9 protein-coding genes are annotated in these 20737 nt (G+C 66.3%); 6 read left to right on the top strand and 3 right to left on the bottom strand.

The genetic code is table 11. From position 1 onward, the window contains the following. Positions 1-9: 9 nt before the first annotated feature. Both AC1DQJ_RS15345 and AC1DQJ_RS15340 read left to right on the top strand, forming a co-directional pair. Complete coding sequence (locus AC1DQJ_RS15345; protein ID WP_477604795.1) at positions 10-1653, top strand: hypothetical protein; 1644 nt, start codon at positions 10-12, stop codon at positions 1651-1653. Between the two features lie 93 nt (positions 1654-1746). Further along, entirely contained in the window at positions 1747-2646 is a 900-nt protein-coding gene (locus AC1DQJ_RS15340; RefSeq protein ID WP_477604793.1) for an OmpA family protein, read from the top strand. 63 nt (positions 2647-2709) lie between these two features. Here AC1DQJ_RS15340 and AC1DQJ_RS15335 read toward each other — a convergent pair whose 3' ends face one another. Then, positions 2710-3294 (bottom strand): hypothetical protein, encoded by a 585-nt coding sequence (locus tag AC1DQJ_RS15335; protein WP_477604791.1) that lies wholly within the window; start codon positions 3292-3294, stop codon positions 2710-2712. A 612-nt stretch (positions 3295-3906) separates the two neighbouring features. Between AC1DQJ_RS15335 and AC1DQJ_RS15330 the strand changes: the two genes are divergently transcribed. The 3 genes from AC1DQJ_RS15330 to AC1DQJ_RS15320 all read left to right on the top strand — a co-directional run bounded on the left by AC1DQJ_RS15330 (position 3907) and on the right by AC1DQJ_RS15320 (position 18073). Next, complete coding sequence (locus AC1DQJ_RS15330) at positions 3907-8355, top strand: MupA/Atu3671 family FMN-dependent luciferase-like monooxygenase (protein WP_477604789.1); 4449 nt, start codon at positions 3907-3909, stop codon at positions 8353-8355. Further along, positions 8352-17621: an amino acid adenylation domain-containing protein gene (locus AC1DQJ_RS15325; RefSeq protein ID WP_477604787.1), complete on the top strand. Its 9270-nt coding sequence runs from the start codon at positions 8352-8354 to the stop codon at positions 17619-17621. The genes AC1DQJ_RS15330 and AC1DQJ_RS15325 overlap by 4 nt, the downstream gene beginning before the upstream one ends. A gap of 119 nt (positions 17622-17740) precedes the next feature. Then, positions 17741-18073, top strand: coding sequence for a hypothetical protein (locus tag AC1DQJ_RS15320; RefSeq protein ID WP_477604785.1), 333 nt, complete (start codon positions 17741-17743; stop codon positions 18071-18073). A 12-nt stretch (positions 18074-18085) separates the two neighbouring features. Here AC1DQJ_RS15320 and AC1DQJ_RS15315 read toward each other — a convergent pair whose 3' ends face one another. Beyond that, positions 18086-18763, bottom strand: coding sequence for a nitroreductase (locus tag AC1DQJ_RS15315; RefSeq protein ID WP_477604783.1), 678 nt, complete (start codon positions 18761-18763; stop codon positions 18086-18088). 128 nt (positions 18764-18891) lie between these two features. Beyond that, positions 18892-20316, bottom strand: a complete 1425-nt coding sequence (locus AC1DQJ_RS15310) for a helix-turn-helix domain-containing protein (protein WP_477604781.1) — start codon at positions 20314-20316, stop codon at positions 18892-18894. Between the two features lie 130 nt (positions 20317-20446). Here AC1DQJ_RS15310 and AC1DQJ_RS15305 point away from each other — a divergent pair. Continuing rightward, positions 20447-20737: carboxyl transferase domain-containing protein (locus tag AC1DQJ_RS15305; protein WP_477604779.1), on the top strand; the 291-nt coding region annotated here is incomplete at its 3' end.

The following is a 20737-nucleotide window of genomic DNA, read 5'->3' as shown; positions in this document are numbered from 1 at the left end:
CGTACGCCCATGTTCTCTCGTACGCTTGCCGCGATGGTGGTGTTGGCGACGCTGTGGCCGGGAATGGCCACCGCGCAGGAAACGCCCTCGCTCGCCCAACTGATCGTCGATTCAGGCGAGTTCTCGGGCGCGGACCAGGACTTCTGGGTCGGAATCGCCAGGCTCGATCGCGACCGCGCGGAGTTCCGTAAGATCGTGGAGCGCGAGACCCGGCGCATGGAGGCCGAACGGGCCGCCGCAGCGCCGCAGGAGCCCGTGATCGATCCCAAGCTGAACGCGATCAGCGGCCCGCTGAAGGATTACCTGGAACGCATGGCGGCGCTGGAGCAGGTCGCCGATCCCAAGCTGAACGCGATCAGCGGCCCGCTGAAGGATTACCTGGAACGCATGGCGGCGCTGGAGCAGGTCGCCGATCCCAAGTTGAACGCCATCAGCGGCCCGCTGAAGGACTATCTTGAGAAGCAGGCGCGGATGAGCGCCCTGGTGGAAGCCCGCGCCCAATCGGTGGGCGGCGGGCTGAAGACGGCGCAGGCAGTCGAACGCTGGACGCGTGTGGTCGTCGACAGCACCGGCGAGGTGATCGAGAACGATCCGGTCGACGTCGCTCACGCTAGGCTGGAGGACCTCTCCCGCCGCTGGGATGAGGTGGCGCGGCCGAGGCCGCAGTCCTCCGCGGCCGAGTTCCGCGAAACGATCGCCGAGCTGTCCAGGATCGACGCGCAGATCAACGGCGCCCTGACCCAGATCGCCGGCGTCGTCTGGCGTAAACGCGCGGCCCTGCGCGGGATCTGCCACCCGCATCCGGAGAAGGGCCAGCCGGTCGCGTGGTACAACTGCGAATACTGGGCGACGGGCCTGCCGAAGACCCTGGGCGGCGGACAGATTATCCTGGATCGGGTGAAGTTGGAGATCGACGAAGACGCGACCGACGCCCCTTACCAGGCGCACATCCACTACTACTGGCACTACTCTAGCGAGGCGCCGAAGGACGAGCCCGCGTCGGGCGGTGTTGGCGAGGTTCGTCACGGGCCGAAGGGCGGGCTGTCGCTGGCGTTCACGGAGACGGACGAGGACGGCGAGCTGCGGGAGAGACTGGGCACGCTGGCGCTAGCGACGGGAGCGGCGGTGGCCAGGGTTCCCGGTTTCGACGGCTATGGTCCGCTCGTGCTCAAATTCCGACGCGATCCGAGCAACTACATGCCTTGGGCGGACTACCAGGCGACGCTGGAGGGCAGGCCACCTGAGCGGCGCTCGGACTGGAGCGACAGCGATCTAATCGACATATCCAAGGCAGCCGCACAGGACGAGGTCGAGTTGATCGACATCTCTAAGTCTGACGGGTGGGGCGACGACGACCTGATCGACATCAACAATCCGCCGCCGCTCACCAAGCCGCCCGCACCGGGCGACGACGACCTGATCGACATCAACAATCCGCCGCCGCTCACCAAGCCGCCCGCACCGGGCGACGACGACCTGATCGACATCAACAATCCGCTGCCGCTCACCAAGCCGCCCGCACCGGGCGACGACGACCTGATCGACATCAACAACCCGCCGCCGCTCACCAAACCGCCCGCGTCGGGCGACGACGACTTGTTCGACATCAACAATCCGCCCGCCAAGGGCTCGCCCCGGGCGGAGCCGAAATAGCGATAAAGCCCTGGCCGTCCTCCGTTCGAACGAGGTCGCCGGCGCGGCGAGGTTCTATCCGAAGGGCTTTGTTCCCCCAGCCCACGAGACATCATGACTTTTCGTCGCCTCTTCGCCGCGACTGCAGCCGGCGCGCTTCTGTTCGCCGCCGGGCCTGCGCTCGCCCAGATGGATCCCAGCGAGGTCAGGGAGCACCCTGTCGTCCGGCACTATCCCGGCGCCTTGATCGACAGCTTCCAGGAAAAGGAGTTCGACTCGGTCAATCTCGTGGTCGGCTACGCGGCGACCCCGAAGCCGAAGGTCACCCGCAAGGACGTCGAAGGTCACTTCTACAAATACTTCTACATCCACAAGGGCAACGTCTCGGCGCTACAGGTCATCCGCAACTTCGAGACCGCCCTGAAGACCGCGGGCTTCACGACGGTGGTGGTCGGCAAGGTCGCGTCCCTGCCGTCGATGGACGACGCGCGCGACGGCTCTTACTTCGGCGCCTTCCAGATGCTGAAGAACGGCCAGCCGGCCCTTTACGTGAACATCGTCATCGATCCGAACGTCGGCGAGCCCGTTTCGGCGGTGACCATTGTCGAGCCGCAGCAGATGGAGCAGGTCTACGCCGTCGATGCGTCCTCGCTGTATGCCGGCCTGAACGCCGATGGCCGCGTGGCGGTCTATGGGATCAACTTCGAGACCAACAAAGCGGCGATCGGCGCGGACTCGGAGGCGGTCCTGACTCAGGTGCGCGAGCTCCTCGGCGCCCACCCGGAGCTGAAGCTGAAGATCGAGGGGCACACCGACAATGTTGGCGGGGCGGCCACCAATCTTACGCTGTCGCAACAGCGCGCCGCGGCGGTGAAGGCTTGGCTGGTGCGAAACGGGATCGACGGCATGCGCCTGACGACCGAAGGCCTCGGCGACAGCCGTCCGGTGGGCGGCAACGACACCGACCAAGGGCGAGCGAAGAACCGCCGCGTGGAGCTCGTGCGCGCGCCGTAACGCTCCGGGGTTCTCGACGGATCGGTGGAGGATGGGGCCGACTGCCCGATCCTCCCCTGGTCGTCAGAGCGCCGACAACTTGACCATATCGATCCGGGCCGCCAGCGCGGTGAGGGCAGCGGGAGCCACTTCGCGGCCCTCGACCAGCACCTGGTGGCGCCCGACGCTGAGGCTGAGTTTTCCGGACTTGGACGCGGCGTTCCAGGCCAGGTAGCCGGTGCGACCGCCGACCGAGACCTGCGAGGTCACGAACCCGCTGTATTTGTCTGCCCCCAGCTTGGGTGCGCCGCCGCCGATGGTGGTGCTATGCGCGAGCAGGGTGACCTCGAGCGAGGGACCGCTGGCGCCGTTCAGTTGAACGTAGTCCACCGAGGCCTGCTGCGACAGGTCGATCAGGCCGTGACCGTCGTCGAACGGGCTTCGACGCATCTTCCAGCCGCTGGGTGCGCTCGGCAGGTAGGTCGCCAGCGACGGGCCCGAGCGCCGGGGCGCGGCGGGCGGCGGCGGCGGGGCCTTGGCGCGTTCGGCTTCGTGCTTCCTGGCGGCGGCCCTAAGCCGTTCGAACTCGGCGTCCTGCGCGACGGCGGGGACTGTCGCCGCGGCGAGCGCGACGAAGGTGGTGGAAACGAGGAGAAGGTGCAGGCGCATCGGAAGTCTCCGGCCGGAGGGGAGGCTCTGCCTTAGGCGGCCGGCAAGGTGTTGCGCCTCCTTCAAAAGGAGGAGGCATCGTTCGGCCAGGCGAGCACGCGTCGGTTCTCACTCGCCCGTGTTGGTTGGCTACGCCGCCGTGTCATCCGCTCGCTACAAAAGCCTCAACGCGACGACATCAAGCTTCACTAGTTAGCCGCGTCCGTTGCCAGGTGCGCGACGCCTAGGGCGGTGTGGTGCGGCCATGCCAAAACGTCAGAGTTGGATGCCGCTCCAACGATTGCACCGGTCTCAGTGGCCGAGCACCCACATCCAGGAAGCGAGCCCCGTCCGGCATCCAAGTTGATCTTTCCGGTCCGATCACGACTGGGCTTTGCAGCATGTCCTTCGCTGATGAATTCGCCGGGGCGCGATCCTGTCGTTTCGATCAGTTTACGACGGCGGAATCTGATGGCGCGCGCTGCGCATCGAGGTGTCCCGGTTAACTATCTGACGTGAGCAGCCTCTGTATATTCATCGCACAAGCTGTTCTACTCGGCGTGCAGCTAGATCCGCTCACCTATCGTAGGAAATCCCTATCGGCCTGAATGGCCGAACCCCGGACGGTTCCAAATGTCGACGAAAACCGCCTATTTTGTGGGAGACGGCACGCTTCTGATCCGCTGTGCGGAGGCGTTCCTTCAGGCAGGCGGGCAGGTAGCGGGCATTGTCACGGCGGCCCCCCAGATCGTCGCGTGGGCGCGGGAGCAGGGCCATTGCCTGCGCGGCGTCCCCGGCAGGCCGGAACTGGAGCAAGGCGGGGCGGACTACCTTTTCAGCGTGGCGAACCTCACCGTGCTGGGGCCTGAAACGCTCGCCGCCGCGCGGGTTATGGCGATCAACTTCCACGACGGCCCACTTCCTGGGCGCGGCGGCCTGAACGCGCCCGCCTGGGCGATCCTCGAAGGCGCCAATGAGCATGCCGTGACCTGGCATGAGATGGTCGAGGCGGTCGATGCGGGCCGTGCGCTGAAGTCGCGCCGCTTTGCGATGGCGCCATATGAGACGGCGTTCAGCCTGAACCTCCGCTGCTATGAGGCGGGCGAAGAAACCTTCCGCGAACTGCTAGTCGATCTTATCGCCGGGCGGCTGGACCCCGCGCCGTTGAGCGGGGAGCGCGGCTGGTATGCGCGTGCCAAACGTCCTGCCAATTTCGGTGTTCTGGACTTCACGCGGCCCGCGACGGAGCTTTGCCGGATGGTGCGGGCCCTGGACTTCGGGGCGTGGCGCAATCCTCTGGCCTTGCCCAAGGTGCTGGTGGGCGACAGGCTGCTGGCGGTCCGCAAGTTGGAACGCGTGGGCGAGGCCAGCGGCGAGCCGGGCCAGGTTCTCGCTCTCGACGAGAGGTCAGTCACGCTCATGGCTGGGGATGGCGCGATTGCGCTGACCGGCCTCACTGGCATGGACGGCGGGGACGTCGACCCCAGGGAGCTTGGCGTCTCGGTGGGCGGGGTGCTGACGCCGCTCGTCCCGGTCGACGCCGCGACGCTGCGCAGCGTCGGCTTATCGGAAGCATTCTGGGAGGGCGCGCTTGAAAGCGCCAACGCCCTGCTTCCTCCCTATCCCCGCGATCATGCGGCCGAGGCCGGGCAGGCCGCGCTCGCCATTGAGCAGGTGTCGGCGGGCGCTCTTGGCGCGGCATGGGCCGCGTGGCTGGCGTCCACTACCGGCCAGCCGCGCGTCACGCTCGCGATGGCGGCTGAACCGGCATGTTCCGCCTTGTCGCGGCGTTTCCCGATCACGGTGGACCTCGACCCTGCCGACACGGCGCAGTCCGCGTTCGACGCCTATGCGGACGCCTTGCGCCGGGCGCAGGCGCAAGCGCCGATGGCGGCCGACCTGCCCTTGCGGCTTGAGCAAGCGGTGGCGCGAGAGCCCCTTTCCGCCCTTGGCACGGTCGTCGCCGGCCAGCTGAGCGTCGCGGAAGCCGACATGGCGCTCTGCGCCGCCCCGGCAGCGCTCAGCATCCGCGCCGGCCTCTATCCGCCCAAAGTATTGAGTGCGATCGCTGCGGACTTCAGCGCCTTCTGCAACGCATTTCTCGGTTCGCCGCAGGCGGTGTTGTCCTCCCTTCCATTGGGTAGCGACATCTCCTTCTCCTCCGCAGACGGACCGGCCGAGAATCCGGACACGATCCATGCGCTGATCGCCAAGACGGCGCAGGACATGCCGGAAACCATCGCCATCGAAGATGGCGGCAGCAAACTCACCTACCACGAGCTTGAGGAGAGGGCGGCGCGTCTGGCGGGCGCTTTGGCCGCGCGCGGCGCGAGACCGGGCTCGGTGGTCGGCCTCTATCTCGACCGCAGCGCCGATCTTGTGGTTGCCATGCTGGCCATTCTCAAGACGGGCGCGGCCTATCTACCGCTCGACCCTTCGTACCCGCCAGGTCGCATCGCCTTCATGGTCGAAGATTCCGGGGCCGCGCTTGTAGTGGCGGATACGGGCGCAACCCTGCCCGCCTTTCTTGACGCCGCGCGCGTGGTGTCACACGAGGCCGGGCAGGATTTCGCAGGCTTGCAGGGCATGCCTGCCGACATGGCCTACCTGATCTACACGTCCGGTTCGACCGGCAGGCCGAAAGGCGTGATGATCGAGCATCGCAATGTCACGAATTTCTTTGCGGGCATGGACCGTGCGGCGCCGCTCGAACCCGGGGCGCGGCTTTTGGCGGTCACGTCCATGTCGTTCGACATATCCGTGCTGGAGCTTCTGTGGACGCTGACGCGCGGCGCGACCATCGTGTTGCAGGGCCGGGGCGGCAAGGCTGACATTCCCGCCTTTTCGCTATTCTATTTCGCGGCGCAATCGGGTGCGGCGGGCGCCGACGACTATCGCGTCTTGTTCGAAGGCGCGCGTTTTGCTGATCAAAACGGCTTCGAGGCGATCTGGACGCCAGAGCGTCATTTCCACGCCTTCGGCGGGTTGTACCCGAACCCGGCGATCAGCGCCGCTGCGCTGGCGGGCATGACGAAGAACATCAAGCTGCGGGCCGGTTCGGTGGTCGCGCCGCTGCATCATCCGGTTTCCATCGCCGAGAGCTGGGCGCTGGTCGACAACCTGTCAGGGGGGCGCGCAGGTATCGCGATCGCCTCTGGCTGGCAGCCCGACGATTTCATCCTGCGTCCCGAAAACTTCGCCGAGCGGAAGTCGATTGCGCTGGGCACGGTCGAAACGCTTCGCCGCTTGTGGGCGGGCGAGGCGGTGGAGTTTCCCGGCCATGACGGCAAGCCGGTTGCGGTGAACATCCATCCGCGCCCCGTGCAGAAGGAATTCCCGGTCTGGATCACGGCGGCGGGAAGTCTCGAAACTTTCGTCGAGGCCGGCCGTCTGGGATGTGGCGTGCTCACCCATCTGCTCGGGCAGTCCATCGAGGAGCTGAAGGACAAGATCGCCGCCTATCGTCAGGCGCGCGCCGCGGCGGGCTTCGAAGGCGACGGTCACGTCGTCCTGATGCTGCACACGTTCGTTTCCGACGATGAGGAAACCGTGCTGGAAACCGCGCGCCAGCCGATGAAGTCCTATCTGAACAGCGCCGTCGATCTGGTGCGCCGCGCGTCGTGGACTTTCCCGACCTTCGTTTCGCGGGCCGAAGCCACGGGCCGCAGCCCGCAGCAGGTGTTCGAGAGCGAGGGCCTGAAACCGGAAGAGCTCGATGCGCTGCTGGATCACGCTTTCGAGCGGTACTACCGGCGGTCGGGCCTGTTCGGCACGCCGGAGACGGGAAAGGAAATCGTGCGCGACGTGGCGGCGGCGGGCGTCGATGAGATCGCCTGCCTGATCGACTTCGGCATCGAGCCCGAAACCGTGCTGGCGAACCTCAAGCACATTCGCACTCTGATGAGCGAACTCGAAAGGGAAGGCGGCGTCGGCCACAAGAGTTCGGTGGCCGAAGACATTGTCCAGAACGGCGTCACCCATCTGCAATGCACGCCGTCGATGGCCGCCTATCTCACCGCCGATGCGTGGGGAAAGCGCGCCCTCCAACAGCTCGACTGCCTAATGGTCGGCGGAGAGGCGCTGGCGCCCGACCTCGCCCGCGATCTGCGCGCCAGCATCGCGGGCCGCCTGCTCAACATGTACGGTCCGACCGAGACGACGATCTGGTCGTCGGTCGCTGCGCTCGATGAGGTGGGCGAGCGGGTTCCGCTCGGCCAGCCGATCGCCAATACCGACTTGAGCGTGCGCGCGCCCGGCGGGCAGGTCGCGCCCCGCATGATGGAAGGCGAGCTGTGGATCTCTGGCGCGGGCGTTTCGCGGGGCTATTGGAAGCGGCCCGAGCTGACGGCGGATCGTTTCGTCGAGCGCGACGGCCAGCGCTGGTATCGCACGGGCGATCTTGTGCGGATGCAGCGCGATGGCGCGCTGGAATTTCTTGGGCGGATCGACAATCAGGTGAAGGTCCGAGGCCATCGCATCGAGCTTGGCGAGATCGAGGCGGTCATCGCCGAAACCGATACGGTCCGGCAGGCGGCGGTCAAGGTGGTGGAGTTCGGCGCAAGCGACATGCGGCTTGTCGCCTACATCACGGCGGACGCGTCGCCGCCTTACGAGCGCGACCTGCGGGCGCGTCTGGCGGAAAAGCTGCCGGAGTTCATGCGGCCCTCGCAGATCGTCTTTCTCGACCGAATGCCGATGACGCCGAACGGCAAGATCGATCGGCAGGCCCTGCCGCTTCCCAAGGCCGTTTCGGGACGTGGTGAAATGGTCGCGGCTGCGGGCGACACGGAAGCGGCGGTGGCGGTGATCTGGAAGGAGGCCCTTGGCCTTGATGAGATCTCGGTAACCGAAAATGTCTTCGATCTCGGTGCGCACTCATTGCTGGCCGTGCAGATGCAGCGACGCATGAAGGAGCATTTTGCGCGCGACATCGCGATCACGGACATCTTCCGGTTCCCGACGGTTCGCGCGATCGCGGCGCATCTTTCAAGCGACGCCGGCCAGGCCAACACCGCAGCCGACAGAGGAGCTGCGCGCGCCGCCGCGCGGCTGGCCAGAATGGGCCGCAGGCAAGATCAATGATCGGGGACGGGGATCGACACGATGCCGGCGCGGCGCCTGGCAATCGAATAGCCATCGTCGGACGGGCGGGCCGGTTTCCCTCGGCGCGCAATGTCGATGAATTCTGGGCGATGCTGAGAGATGCGCGCGGCGCCGCGCAGCGGCTCACCGACGCCGAGCTACTGGCGCGTGGCGTCAGCCGTCGCCAGCTTGCCGACCCGAACTATGTGCGCGTGGCCAACATCCTGCCGGACATGGAATACTTCGATGCAGGGTTCTTCGGTTTTTCCCCGCGCGAGGCCTCGATCCTCGACCCCCAGCATCGGCATTTTCTGGAGTGCGGCTGGGAGGCCCTTGAGGACGCCGGCTACGTGCCGGAAAAGTTCGACGGCCGCATCGGCGTGTTCGCCGGCTCGGGGATGCAGGCCTATCTGCCGTTCAACCTGCTGAGCAATCCCGATCTGGTCGAGGAAATCGGCCTGTTCCTGTTGCGCCACACCGGCAATGACAAGGATTTTCTCACCACCCGCCTGTCTTACCTGCTGAACCTCACCGGTCCGTCCGTCGCAGTACAGACCGCCTGTTCGACGTCGCTGGTGGCCGTGCATACGGCCATTTCTTCGCTGCTCAACATGGAATGCGACATGGCCATCGCGGGCGGTGTGACCATCGAACTGCCGCACCGCATCGGCTACGCCTACAGCGAAGGCGAAATCCTGTCCCCGGACGGGCTTTGCCGCGCCTTTGACGACGACAGCAAGGGTACGGTGTTCGGCTCCGGCGCGGCGCTGGTGGTGCTGCGCCGCTACGAGGACGCGGTGGCCGATGGCGACGACATCAAGGCCGTGATCCTCGCCAGCGCGGTCAACAATGACGGATCGGGCAAGGCCAGCTATCTCGCCCCGTCGGTGGACGGGCAGGCGGAAGCGGCGGCGGAGGCGCTGGCGCTGTCGGGTCTGCGTCCCGGCGACATTTCCTATATCGAGACGCATGGGACGGGAACGCCGATTGGCGACCCGATCGAGCTTGCCGCGCTCCAGCAGGTCTATGGCGGCGTGCAAAAGGCCGGCATCGGCATCGGTTCGGTCAAAACCAATATCGGTCATCTCGACACCGCCGCAGGGTGCGCCAGCCTAATCAAGGTCGTCGAGGCGATGCGTCACCGCACGCTGCCCGCCAGCCTGAATTTCGCGAAGCCCAACAGCCGGTTCGACTTTGACGGCAGCCCGTTTCGCGTAGTCGCGCAAGGCAGCGCATGGGACCGTAGCGGCCCGCTGCGCGCCGCGGTCAATTCGCTTGGCGTCGGCGGCACCAACGCGCACGTGATCGTGGAGGAAGCGCAGCGCCGCGAGGCGCAGCCAGATGATGGTGCGTGGAGGCTGTTTCCCTTCAGCGCCCGCACGAAGGCCGATCTCGATCGGACCCGCGAGCGCTGGACCGCCTGGCTTGGCGGCGACGTTCCGGGGTTGCGCGACATTGCCTTCACGCTGCGCGAGGGCCGCCGTGCCTTCGGCGAGCGCTTCGCCATCGCCGCCCGCGATGCGCAGGAATTGGAGGCGGCGATCAGTGCGCGCAGCTCCGCCTATCGGCAGCAGGGCAGCGCCGGGGACAGCGCTCCGCGCATCGTGTTTCTCTATCCGGGCGGCGGCGCGCAATATCCCGGCGCCGGCGCGGGAATGCTGGCGGCCTTTCCGGCCTTTGCCGAAGCCGTGCGCGCGTGCTTCGCCGTCCTGCCGCCGAGCGCCCCCGCAGACCTCTATGAGATCATGTTCCGCCGCGAGCGCGACGACACGGAAGCGAAGGCGAAGCTCGAACGCTCAGGTTATGCGATACCGGCGCTGTTCATTCTCGAATACGCCTATACGGAGCTCTGGCGTTCCTGGGGCGTGAAGCCAGACGCCGTTCTTGCCCATTCCGTTGGCGAGTATGCGGGCGCGGTCGCCGCGGGCGCCATGCGGCTTGCAGATGCGCTGAAGATCGTCACGCTGCGCGGCAGGGTGATGGACGAAGCGCCCGAGGGCGCCATGACGTCCGTGCCGCTGTCGGTGGACCGCGTGCGGCCCTATCTCGGCGACAAGCTGGATATTGCGGCCATCAACTCCGACGAAACGACTGTGCTCTCCGGCCAGACCGCCGACATCGAGCGGCTGGAAGAAGACCTGGCTAAGGCCAGTGTGGAAGCGCGACGCATCCACATCGAGGTCGCGGCTCACTCGCGGCAACTGGACGGCCAGCTGGAGACGTTCCGCGCCGGGTTCGCTGGCGTGGCCTTTGAAAGGCCGACCGTGCCGATGGCGTCGTCGATGCGCGGCGACTGGGCCGAGGGCGACGATCTCTGCTCGTCTGAATACTGGGTGCAGCATCTGCGCAGTACAGTGCGCTTCGCCGATGCCGCGCGCACGGTTCTGGACGCTCAGCCGAGCATCGTCATCGAGGTTGGACCGGGCCAGACGCTCGGTCCCCTGCTGGAAGCCTGCAACGCGCCGGTTCCACCGCGCGCAGTGCTTTATTCCTCGCCGCGTCCGCGCGACGCGAATGACGAAGCCGGCGTTGCGCTCGCCGCGCTTGGCGGAGTTTGGGCCAACGGCGTGGATGTGGACTGGTCGCTGGCCGTCCCGGCGGATGGCGCGCGCGTTTCGCTGCCGACCTATACGTTTGCAAAGGAGCGGCACTGGGTCGAGCCGGGGCGTGGCGCGGCCCGCGAAGACGCGGAGGAAGCGCCGCTGCTGGTGCGCCGGCCAGAGCTTCTGCAATGGTTCGAGAAACTCGGCTGGAGCGAACAGGCGCGCAACGACGCAGGACCGAGGCTGGACGGCGACTGGTTGGTTTTCGCCGGCGGCGACGCCCTTTCCGAGGCCGTGCTGGCGCGACTGGGAGCGAATGGCGCGCGCATCGTTACTGTTCGCACCGGCGCCGGCTTTGGCCAAAGCGACCACGGTTTCACCGTGCGCCCCGACGCGCAGGAAGATTTCGACGCGCTGTCCAATACGCTGCAGTCTGCTCCTGCTCGTATCCTCTATCTGTGGGGCGTTGATCCCAGCCTTACCGGCAAGGCGTTTTCCGGCGCATATCTCCTCGCTCGCCTGCTGCAACAGGCGGGCTTGGGGGGCGAAACGCATCTGAGTTTCGTCGTGCAGGGCTCGGCGAGCATTGCGGGCGAGCCGGCCCCCAACCCGCAGGCTGGCGCGCTGCTCGGCCCGGTCCGGGTCGCCCCGCGCGAAATTCCAGGTCTGACCTCCGTGCTGGTCGATTTCGGCGAAGGCGCCGACCTGGACGCCCTTCTGGCGGAAGCGGCCGCCCCCGGCGAGGCTGACCATGTGGCGCTGCGCAAGAGCCGTTTCGTTCGGTCGCGCACCTCCGCCCCGGTCGTCAAGCCGCGGGATTTGCCGCGGCGCCTGCGCAAGAACGGCGCCTATCTGATCACGGGCGGCACGGGCGCGATTGGCCGCGAAATGGTCCGCTGGCTGGCAGAAGCGGCGCAGGCGCGGCTGATCGTGCTGTCGCGCAACGCCAGTGAGGACGCCTCCCTCCGCGCCGAAATCGAGGCGCATGGCGGTGAGGTCATGTTCGTCGCGGCCGATCTTGCCGACTTCGATGCAACCGCGCTGGCGCTGGACGCCGCCGCCGAACGCTTCGGCGCGCTGAACGGAATCGTTCACGCGGCTGGCGTTCTGGACGATGCGCCGCTGGCCCTCCAGCCGCTTGAAGCGGCGCTTGCGGTCATGGCGCCGAAGCTGACCGGCGCGCGCACTCTCGATCGACTCTACCCCGAGGGCAGCCTCGATTTCTTCGCGGTCATTTCCTCGACCTCGGTTCTGCTGGGCGGCGCAGGGCAGGCGTCCTACGCAGGGGCCAATGCCGCGCTGGAAGCCATCGCGGCCAGCCGCAAGGATGGATTCTCGATCGCGTGGGGGGCGTGGCGCGACATCGGCATGGCCGCGCGCGCCTATGGCGCGGGCTCGGTCGCGGACGGAGACGGCCTGCTCGGCAGCCGCAAGGATGTCGTGGACGGCTCGATCCTGTTCGAGACCGTCATCGACCCGGAAGCGGATTGGCGCGTCGCCGAACATGTCGTGGACGGTGCGCCGGTTCTGCCCGGCTCAGCCTATATGGAGCTTGCACATGCCGCCGGGCGCGCGGTGATGGCGCAGCGTCCATTCGCGCTCGACGCGCTGCAGTTCACCTCCGCCATGACCTTCGAGCGCTTGCCGCGCCGCGTTGTGTTGCGGCTCGTTCCCGCGCCGGACGGCTATGAACTGGTGATCGAAAGCCGCGCCGGAATGAGCGCGGAGCCGGTCGAGCACATGCGCGCGCGCCTCGTTGCGCTGGACGCCCCGACTGCCCGCCCGGACCCGCTGAGCGTTTCCGATTGGCCGGTTTCCGCCGCCAGTGGCCAGCCCCTGCAGAACAGGCTGATTGGCTTCGGCCCGCGTTGGAACTGCGTAGGCGAGATCCGCGTGGCGCAGAACCATGTCGCGGCCGAGTTCGCGCTGGCCGAGGCCTTCCATGGCGACCTTGCCGTTCACCCGATGCATCCTGCCCTGCTCGACATGGCGGCGACGATCGGCCTGGCATTGGTTCCCCTGAACGGCAACCTCTATGCGCCGATGTCGGCGGGCCGGATGCAGGTGTTCGCGCCGCTGGCCGACCACATCGTCGCTCATGCCGAATTGATCGCGAGCGAGGCGGGGCGGTTTGCGTCGTTCAGGGTGGCCATCTGCGACATGGACGGCGCCGTGCTGGTGCAGCTCGACGATTTCGCCCTGCGCGCAATCGCCGCCGGCGGGCTCGCTGCGGCCCAGCCGCGCCAGAGCGTCAGCAGCCAGATTCTCTCCACCGGCATCCGGCGTTTGGAAGCGCCCGAGCTGTTCGCCCGAGTGTTCGACCATACAGCGCGTCAGATCGTGGTGTCGCCGGTCTCGATCGACCTAGTCCGGCTTGCCATGCTCGAGACCGCCGACGCCGGCAAGCCGCACCGCCAGAACAGGCCGGAGCAGGAAATCGCCGATCCGGTGACCGCACGCCTGGCCGCCATATGGAGTGATATCCTGGGTGTGTCCGGCATTGCGCCCGAGGACGACTTCTTCGCGCTAGGCGGCCATTCGCTGAACGCGGTCCGAATGATTGCGCGGGTGCGCAAGGATTTTGGCGTGTCGCTGCCGCTCGGTAAGCTGTTCGAAGCGCCGCGCCTCGAAGTCTTCGCCGCCCTGCTTGGAGCCGGCGCGGCCCTGCCACACCAGGCTGCGAACGTTCCGGCGATGCTCCCCGGCAGAAATGGGAGCTTAGAACCGCGACAGATCGGGATGACCGAAGGCCAGCGCGAAATTGCCGGCAGCATCCTCGTCGATCGTTCGACGCTCATCGCCTACAACCTGTCCTATTCCATGCACATTGCAGGCGGGATCGAACTTCCTGCCTTACGCTCTGCGCTCAACGCGCTGATCGACCGACATGAGGTGCTGCGCGCTTCCTTCGATCTCGAAGGCGCGACGCTCACCATCGGGCCGCAGGGCGGCTTCGAATTGAGTGAGAACGATCTGTCCCGGCTCGGCGAGAAGGCTGAGGCGCAGCGCGATACGCTTCTGCGCGAGGCGGCTGGCGCACCGTTCGACCTGTCGAGCGGCCGACTGCTGCGCGTACTTTCGCTACGTCTGCCGGAAGGGCGCTCGGAACTCATACTGATCGTGCATCACATGGTCTGTGATGGCTGGTCGGCTGGTGTTCTCATGCGCGACCTCGCCGCGCTCTACACGGCGGCGCTGCAAGGCAAGCCCGCCATTCTGCCGCCGGCTCAGGGCATCAGCGATCTGGTCGAGGCCGAAGCGCAATGGATCGGCTCCGCCGAGGCCGAAGCGCATCGCCGGTTCTGGCTGGAAAAATATTCCGGCTCGCTGCCGGTCATGGATCTGACCTTCGACAAGCCGCATTCGGCGACGCCGACGACCGCGGCCGCGAGCGTGGTCACCCGACTCGACGGCGATCTGGAAGCGGCGTTGCGCCGCTTTGCCCAACGGGCGGATACGCCGCTGCGCAACCTGATCTTCGCCAGCTTTCGCTATTACCTGTCGCTGATGGTGGGCTCACCCGACGTGGCCGTCGGGATTCCGGTCGCAGGACAGGTCGGACACGGTCTGGAAAACGTTGTCGCACATGGCGTCAGCTTCCTGCCGGTACGCGCTGCCATCGACCGCGACGCCTCGCTGCGCGACCTGCTGAACCAGGCGCGCCGGGACATGCTCGAGGCGGTGGAGCACCAGAACTACACCCATGGCGCGCTGATGCGCGACCTGCAGGCTCCGCGCAATTCTGCGCGCCATCTGCTAGCGCCAGTCGTGGTCAACATCGACGGTTTGGCCGATCTGGAAAGCATCGCCCTAGGCGCCGCTCCCGCCCGCATCGAAGTTAACTCGACCGGGCACGAGTTCTTCGACCTGTTCTTCAATCAGTTTGATGCGCCCGGCCGCGTGGAGCTGACCTGGAACTACAAGACCGATCTCTTCCAGGAAGCCACCATCCGGCTTCATGCAGGCAATGTGCTGAGGCTCCTTCGGACCATCGCCGAAACGCCGGACGCGATGGACCGGCCCATCGCCGCCCTGCTGTCGCATGGTCGCGAAATCGGCCCAGCCAGCGGCGCCCATGCCGATCCCGGAGCGGCAGCGCCGCAGACGGTCACCGAAGTCTTCGGCGGCGTCGCAGGCCGGTATTCAGACAAGATCGCCGTGCGTTTCGGCGATCAGGTCATGACCTATGCCGAGCTTGACCAGCGGTCCGACGCGCTGGCTGCGATGCTGGCCGCATCGGGCGTTCGCCCGGGCCAGCTGGTCGGGATTTCATCCAACCGCTCGTTGTTGCTGGTGGTTGCGGTGCTGGGCGTCATGAAAGCCGGCGCAGGCTACGTGCCCTTCGATGTCAGTCTGCCGGAAGACCGGCTGCGCTTCATGGCTCGCGATACGGGCATCGCCATCCTGCTCGGCGACTGCCCTCCGGCGGCGCTGGAAGGCGTGCGCATCGTCCACTGGAGGGAGTTCCCGCAGGCGCCCGCCGCCGCGCCCGCCGTGGAAATCAACGGCGAGTCTATCGCCTATGTGATGTTCACCTCCGGCACGACCGGCGTGCCGAAGGGTGTCGTGCTGCCGCATCGATCGATTATCCGGATGTTGCGCGACACCGACTGGCTGGAGCTGTCGGACGAGACGGTGACGCTGCACTCCTCGTCCTTCGCCTTCGATACGTCGATCATCGATCTGTTCGCATCGCTGTTGCATGGTGGAACGCTGGTGGTTCCGCCGGACGGAACGCTCTCCATTTCGCAGCTTGCCGACGCCATCCAGAGCCACGGCGTCAACACGCTTTGGCTGACATCTGGTCTGTTCCATGCCGTCGCAGACGTTCGTCCAAAGACATTCGCCGGCGTGAAGCAAGTCATAGTCGGTGGCGACGTCGTCTCGCCCGCCCATGTCAGGCGTGTCGTGGCCACCTGCCCGAACGTCACCGTCATCAACGGCTACGGACCGACTGAAAGCGCCGTGACCAACGCGCACAAGGTCACCCAAGCCGATCTGTCACGCGGCATGCCGCTGCCCATAGGCCGCGCAATCCCCGGCACGCAATCCTACATTCTCGACGAGAACTTGAATCCGGTCCCGGACGGCATCATCGGCGAATTGTGCATAGCCGGGCGCGGCCTTGCGCTGGGCTATTGGGATCGACCCGAACTGACGGCGGAGAAATTCGTCACGGCGCCCTGGGACCCGACGCTGAAACTCTACCGTTCGGGCGACCTTGTGCTGAACCCCGGCGATGGTGTCCTGCGCTTCTTCGGACGGGCAGATACGCAGGTGAAAATTCGGGGCTTCCGTGTCGAGCTGACCGAAGTTGAGCAAGCGCTGGACGCCCATCCGGCCATTCGCCAGTCCGTCGCAGTGGCCACCGTGCCGCAAGGCCAGTCGGACAAGGTGCTGGTGGCCTATTTCGTGGCGCAGGGGCCCGCGCCCCAGGCCGCCGACCTGCGGCGCTTCCTTGCCTTGCGCCTGCCGGACTTTTCCATCCCGTCCTTCTTCGTGGCGGCGGACGAAATCCCGCTCAACGCCAACGGCAAGCCAGACCGGCGCGCGCTACCCGCCCTGCGCAGCCAGAGCGCAGACGACGACGCCGACACGACGCTGCGCGGCGAAATCGAAATGCGGTTGGCCGATATCTGGTCCGGAGTATTGGGCGCGAAGGTGACTTCGGCCTGCACCAACTTCTTCCAGATGGGCGGGCACTCGCTGCTGGCGGTGCGGCTGTTTGATCGCATCCGCAGCGAATTCGGGCACGACTTGCCGCTCTCGACCTTGTTCAGCAACCAAACGCTGCGCGAGCTTGCTGCATTGCTGGAAACTTCCAGCCCGGCTCCCGTCCACGCTAATCCAGACGCCGATTGGGATACGAGCACTGTAATCCATCCCGGACCCGATCTCGGCGAGCGCCCACTGTTCATCGCTGGCGGCGTAGGCGGCAACGTCAACAATCTGATGGAATTGGGAGCGCAACTGGGGCGGCGCCGCGCGGTGGTGGGCTTCCAGACGCGTGGCGTGCTCGGCCACGCGCCGCACGAAACCATCGAGGAAATGGCCGCTGCGAATATTCGATACATGCGCCGGCATCAGCCCAAGGGACCATATCTGCTGGCCGGCTACTCGGGCGGCTCATTCGCAGCTTTCGAAATGACCCGTCAGCTTGAGGCGGCGGGTGAAGAGGTCGAAAGGCTGTTCGTGCTCGACACCTATGCGCCGGGCTTCGCAAAGGATTTCCAGCCAATGGTAAAGCTGGGAATGGGCGAGCGGCTGCTCGATGAACTTCAGTTGCTGAGGCATGAGGGCCTGCCTCTCTTTTTCGAAAGGCTCACCAACGCTGCGCGCAACAAGATCATGCGCGGCTGGATGCTTCATCTGTTCAGGAATTCCAGCCTGTCGCATTATCGCTATCGGGTGATGAGGGACATCTGGATGGCCGCAGCCCGCAAGTATGAAGGCGGCAAGATCAGCGCGCCTGTAACGCTCCTCCGCACTCGACCTCGGCGCCTGCTGGCGCGCCGAACCCTGGAACTCGATCCGACCCTCGGTTGGGGGACAGTGTCCAATCCTTCGACAGTCGAGACGCCGTGGGTCGATGGCGACCATCTTGGAATGCTGAGAGACCCAAATGTCGGCCCGCTGGCGAAAATGATCGAGAGCTGCATCACGCCTGAGGATGAGGACGCGACAGACCTGGATATGAAGGAAACCATTGCAGCGGCCGGCTAGAACTGGGCGCACGGATACGCGCTAAGGCAGCGAAGCTGCCATTGGGCGTCAACGCCAACCGAGCGAGGGGCTTGCGCGGCCATGGGAGGCCTTCCCATTTAGAGGAGGAGGAGATCGTCATGGATGTCTCGCCCGCCTTCCTGGGTTACCTCGTCGGCTTACTGAGCGTAGGCGTGGTGTCGCTGGTCGTTGGACTTTGGCTTGGGGCTCGAGCCCAGATTGCTGCACCTCCCTCGGAAGAGGAGCAGGTTGCGGCGGCGTTTGGCGTTCTGAAGCGGCATTTCGAGAAGAAGGCGCTGGCTGAGATGCAGTCCTCTGGCGCAGCGCTCTGGACGCCGGACCCGGCCCGCGTCGCAGAGCTGTGCCATGGTTCAGACCTCGATTCGCCGGTGCCGGTGGGGCGTAACTTGAAGGCCAGCCCGCCGCCGCGCCCACCAGGCTATCCGGGCTAGTCGAGCGCGCGCCTATTCCTCGAAACCGACGAACACGGTCGCCTCGGCCACCGCCTTGCGCTCGGAGACTACGGCATTCGCCGGGAAGCTCTCGTCGGGCCAGCCCAGCGCGATGCTTTTCATGATGACCTGGTCGTCGGCGATGCCGGCGTGCTCTCGGACCACGGGGGACTGCATGATGCCCTGGCTGTTGATAACGGCGCCCAGGCCGCGGGACCAGGCGGCGTTGACCAGGGCGGTAGTCACCGCGCCGCAGTCGAAGGGCGTGTCGTCGCTGCCGTCCAGGGCCCGGTCGTAGGTCACGATCACGCAGACGGGGGCGTCGAACTGACGGAAGCCGCGCAGCACCCAGTCCTGGCGCATCTCCTTGTCTTCGCGGGCGATGCCCATGGCGGCGAACAACTGCTTGGCGACGCCGACCTGGCGGTCGCGGTGCGGGCCTTCGAATGCCTGGCCGGTGCGGAACTCGCGCGATTGCGGGACGCCGGCGATCATCCGCTCGGTGTTGCCTGCGCGGATCCGATCCAGCGGTTCGCCGGTGACGATGTAGAAGTTCCACGGCTGGGTGTTCATTGACGACGGCGCCCGCATCGCCAGACCGATAATCTCCTCGATCAGCGCTCTGGGAACAGGATCGGGCTTGTAACCACGGATGCTTCGGCGACCGAGGATGACGTCGTCAAACTGCATGAACGGGACCTGGAATTCGCGGTTTCTGTTGGTGGAGATCTGTCAGCTTTCGGCCGAGAAGCCAACCTCGGCTGTTGGTGCGAAGCCGCTGTTCGAGTGAGTCCTACCGGGCCCACCAGCTCCTTTTTTCAGACCTTCGTAGAGCGCAGCGTGAACGGGACGATCGAGCGTTCCGAGCGCGAGACGCTGAACTCACGATCCACCGGCGGGAAGGCGCGCTGGGTGCAGTCGTCGCGCTCGCAGATGCGGCAGCTGACGCCGATCCGGGCAGGGGGGCCATTCAAGTCCACCCCGTCGGAATAGACGAGGCTCTCGGCGTACCGGATCTCGCAGCCCAGGGCCAAGGCGTAGCGGCGATCTGGGGCCCCGTGGCTGGCCGAGCGCTTGAGCACGCTCCAGGCCAGGGAGAGGTAGCGGGCGCCGTCCGGCATCTCGGCCACCTGGATCTGGATCTGGCCGTCGCGGCCGAACGCTTCGTGCACGTTCCATAGCGGGCAGGTGCCACCGAACCGCGCGAACTGAAACCGCGTGGCGCTGTGGCGTTTGGTGATGTTGCCGGCTGGGTCGACCCGCACGAAGTAAAAAGGCACGCCCCGCAGGCCCGGTCGCTGCAGCGTGCTGAGCCGGTGGCAGGTCTGCTCGAAGCTGGTCTGGAACTTCAGGCAAAGGCGATCGATGTCGTGGCGCATGTCCTGCGCCGCTCGGCGGAAGGCCTCGTAGGGCAGTAGCAGGGCGCCGGCCGCGTAGTTGGTCAGGCTGATCCGGCAGATTTCCACCGCTGACGCGCTGCGCAGCTCTGAGGCTGCAAGCTCGGCCTCGATGAGCTCGCCGAGCTCTTCACCGACGATGTGGCAGGCTATCTGGAATGAGCGAGTCTCCGCTGGCTGGGCGGCGTTGACAGTCAGTTCGCGGGTCTGGGCGTCGAAGCGGCGCATCAGCTCGCCGCCGGCCGTCCAGCGCACCTGCACGCCCAGCCGCTCGCGCAGGTAGTCCTCGAGCACGGCCTCCATCGGCCGCTGGGCCGCCCCCGCCGCGCAGCGTTCGTGCAGCTGCTCGGCTGCGACGTCGAGGGCGTGGACATAGTTGTTCTTGTAGTGGAAGTAGTCGCGCACCTCCTCGTAGGGCAGCAGGGCGCTGGCGGCCGCGGTCTCGTCCAACGAAAGGGCCTGATCTGTGACGTTCAGCCGTTCCTCGAGCCGCCGATGCGCCCGGTGGAGGTTGAGGTAGTGGCGGGCGAAGGCCGGGGCCGTGGTCGCGATCTGCTTCAGTTCAGGGAGGGGCGGGGAGGCGCCGTCCCCGCTCCATTCGGCAGCCGCCTCGCGCAGGTCGGCGATCAGGCGCTGCTCGTCGTCGGCGTCCAGCTCGGCCGCGTCGACCCCGAACACCCGCATCAACGATATCAGCACCCGGGCGGTCACTGGCCGCTGGTTGGCCTCGATCTGTGAGAGGTAGCTGACCGAGAGGCCGAGCTGGGCGGCGCAGGGCTCCAGCTTCCAGCCCTGCGTCTCGCGCAGGCGCCGAACCTTGGGGCCAATGAAGAGCTTTCCAGTCATTTGCAATTTCGCAGTTTGTGGAATTGTGAAGGGCAAATTTTACAATAGCGCTTCTATTCACGTGACGTCACCATCCAGGCTGACTATCGCGTCAAGGCGTCCATGCCGGGCGTTGGACGGAGGCCGGAACGTGACTCAGCCGCTTCACAATTTTCCCTCGGCGGGCGCCCGCCACATCCTGGAAGAGCTAGAGAAGCGTCGTGGGGAGGCTCGGCTTGGGGGCGGCGAGCGGCGGATTGCGAGCCAGCACGCCAAGGGCAAGCTGACGGCGCGCGAGCGGCTGGACCTGCTGCTGGACGAGGGCTCGTTCGAGGAGTTCGACATGTTCGTCGAGCACCGGGCGGTGGACTTCGGGATGGCCGACAACCGGGTGCCGGGCGACGGGGTGGTGACCGGCTGGGGCCGGATCAACGGCCGGCTG

Source organism: Phenylobacterium sp. P4_E10 (assembly GCF_056401675.1).
The sequence above is the reverse complement of the archived record's forward strand: the minus strand, read 5'-3'. Positions and strand labels throughout refer to the sequence as shown.